We start from the raw sequence: 3,109 nt of genomic DNA, 5'->3' as shown, positions 1-3,109 counted from the left end.
ATTCGGCTTACAAGTGATGATAAAACAGCGAAAGCCGACACTACCTCTGCAGAAGCAGCTACTGTAAAAGCAATGGACAAGTACTGGGCTTTTACAGAGGAAGAGTCTAAAATTTTTAATGCTGATCCCTATGCTGCTATGAATAGCGAAAAATACGGCCGGGTAGATGAGGCATGGAATTTATATGGTGGCCGCCACTTTTACGGCTACGCCGGATTTCCTACAGCCTTACTAAAAGATATGGTAGCGCCATGGTTGTTAAGAAATGAAGCCATGTGCAAAAACATAGTCGATCAGGCTATGGCTAAAAACGCCAAAAGGGTTGTTGTTGGCGTAGGCGCCTCACACCGGATTTTTATGGAAGAAATTTTATTAAAAAATCCGAACATTAAAATTATCAATTATAACGACTTAAAGTAACGCTTTCAATTTTATTCTAACTTCCCCGGCATTAACTTTCCGGGGATTTTTAATTTAAAATCATCCCAACTTCAAACAGAAATCCATCCCGCTCTACATCAATGTTAACCCCTTCCATTGTAATTTTTTTGATTGTGTTTGTAAAAGTGAACAAACAAAATTATTTTTAACTAAATATTTAGTTGAATAATTTTTATTGCAACACTTTTAAGTAATTGGCGTCTTGCATTAAACAAACCTGTTCATCCCTTTTTTACACTTGCTCATCACATTTTTAAAAACCAAACCTCAACCCACTATAAATTAGCAATTTCATTATTAGGACATATTTATGAAGAAACTATTACTATCGATCGCTTTTTGCCTTACCTTTTTAAATCTTTTTGCTCAGAAGAATGGAAGTATTACCGGTGTTTTAGCTGATAGCGCTAACCATAAAACCACCTTAAATTATTCAACGGTATCTGTTTATAAAACTGGCGATAGTGTTCTTAATAGCTACAAGCTATCAGATGATAGGGGAACTTTCAAAATTAATAACTTGCAGGTTGGCATTAAATACCGTTTAGTTATTACGGCGTGGCAATATGGAACCTACCGGAAAGAAGTGTCCATTACGGCTGAGCAGCCAAATATCAACCTGGGCACACTTTATCTGTCGACACAGGCCAATGATTTAAATGAGGTAAATATTGTAGCAGAAAGACCACCCATCATTGTAAGGAAAGATACCATCGAATTTAACGCCGAATCTTTTAAAACCTTACCCTCAGCTGTTGTAGAGGATTTATTGAAGAAACTACCTGGCGTACAAATTGGATCAGATGGCTCAATTCAGGTTAACGGAAAGGCAGTTAGCAAAATATTGGTTGATGGAAAAGAATTTTTTGGTGGAGACCAGCAAATAGCCACTAAAAACCTACCGGCAAACATTATTGATAAAGTTCAGGTGGTTGATGATAAGCAGGCGAAAAGACGAGATCCTGATTTGACAGCAGCGGAAATCCCTCAGATTATAAACCTGAAACTTAAAAAAGCAATTAAGAAGGGTGCTTTTGGAAAGTTATATGCCGGTGGCGGAAGCAAGGAACTTTATCAGGCTGGAGGATTGATGAACTTTTTTCGTGATACCACGCAGGTAAGTATGCTTGCTTATGGAAACAATATTAATCAGCCAGGTTTTAACCCTAATGATGTGCAAAGGATTGGTGGATTTGCCCGAAGCGGTGTAAATTCTATGATGATGAGTTCAGGAGGATACTTTGAATTTAATGGTATTAGTTTCGGGGGTAGTTTTAGTGGCATACAAACTTCTTCAGGTGGCGGTTTTAATTTTAATACGTTGACCAAAAAAGGAATCAAACTCAACACTCAATACTTTTTTGGGCGGAACGATAATTTGCTTGAAAAACTGACCAATACCAACCAAACCTTAGGTAACGATCGGTTAGTTACAAATGCGAACGAGAACACAAGCGCTTTAACGCTAAAACATAACATTGCAGGAAAATTAGATTGGCAAATAGATTCGCTTACACAATTAACCATTGAACCTTTTATAGTTTTAAACTCAACTAATACGGTAAGCACAAATTATTCTAGCAACACAAATGCTTCGGGCCAGTTGGTAAATAACCTGCAAAATTTAATCGATCGCAATTCATCAAGCAATAAATATCAGCTGGTTGCTGATTTGAGCAAAGATTTCAAGAAAGCTGGAAGGGCATTTAATATTGGTTTCGATGTATCTACCACGCCGAACCCAAATCTAAACTATAACCGGAGCATCAGCAATTTCTTTCTAACCCCGTCCACATCCGAAATTGATCAGCTACGTAACAATCAGGTTGAAAATTTCAGATCGTACATTTATACCAACTATAGTGAACCAATCAGCAAAAAACTGAGTTTTAAAATTGATTTGAGTGGAAATATCCTCAATAATGAAAATGCACTGAGTACTTTTTACCGGAATCCGGCAAATCAATTATATGATATTGCGATACCGAATTTAAGCCAAACGGTAGAACAAAATGGCTTTAAAACAAATACTAATTTAAGTTTAAGATATAAAATCACAAAAGATTTTAACATCCAACCAGGTGTTGTTCATAACTATATCTCATTAAATAATCGTTTCAGTAATTCCAACAATATCGATCAGCGCTATAATTTTATATGGCCAACTTTCCAGCTGGTTTACAAAATTTTCAGACTGAATTATGATGCCCGTTTCACAGAGCCTAATGTGAGCTACCTTCAACCTGTTGCTGATAATACCAATGCACTTTATATTAGAAACGGTAATCCGGCGTTACTACCTGCCAGAATGCAGCGGTTAAGCATAAATATGTACAAATATGATCCTAAAAATCTGATCAATTACAATTTATACGGTTATGGAAATTTCACCAAAAACGGAATTGTAAATACCATAAGCATTAGCAATGGTGTGCAAACCGTTACTCCAGTTAACGTAAGTGGTATTTATAATTTTAATGGTGGGGCAAATGGATCAAGAGATTTTAAAATTAATAAAACAACGTTAAAATTGGGCATAGGTGTTTGGGGGAATATCAATCACGCTCCTGTGATTATCAATAATATCCGCAGTGATGCCAATGTATTTTACATCGGACCAAATGGTAATGTTCGTGTGAACTTTAACGATCTGGTAAGTATTTCTACT

2 protein-coding genes are annotated in these 3,109 nt (G+C 36.4%); both read left to right on the top strand.

The features are described 5' to 3' along the window. Positions 1–420, top strand: a 420-nt coding sequence (locus tag ON09_RS23280) for a DUF5694 domain-containing protein (RefSeq protein ID WP_029204592.1), incomplete at its 5' end; no start/stop codon positions are given. 331 nt (positions 421–751) lie between these two features. Further along, positions 752–3,109 (top strand): outer membrane beta-barrel protein (locus tag ON09_RS23275; protein ID WP_010603471.1); only part of this gene is annotated, 2,358 nt, incomplete at its 3' end.

This window comes from Pedobacter agri PB92, assembly GCF_000258495.1.
Taxonomy (GTDB): Bacteria; Bacteroidota; Bacteroidia; order Sphingobacteriales; family Sphingobacteriaceae; genus Pedobacter; species Pedobacter agri.
The sequence above is the reverse complement of the archived record's forward strand: the minus strand, read 5'-3'. Positions and strand labels throughout refer to the sequence as shown.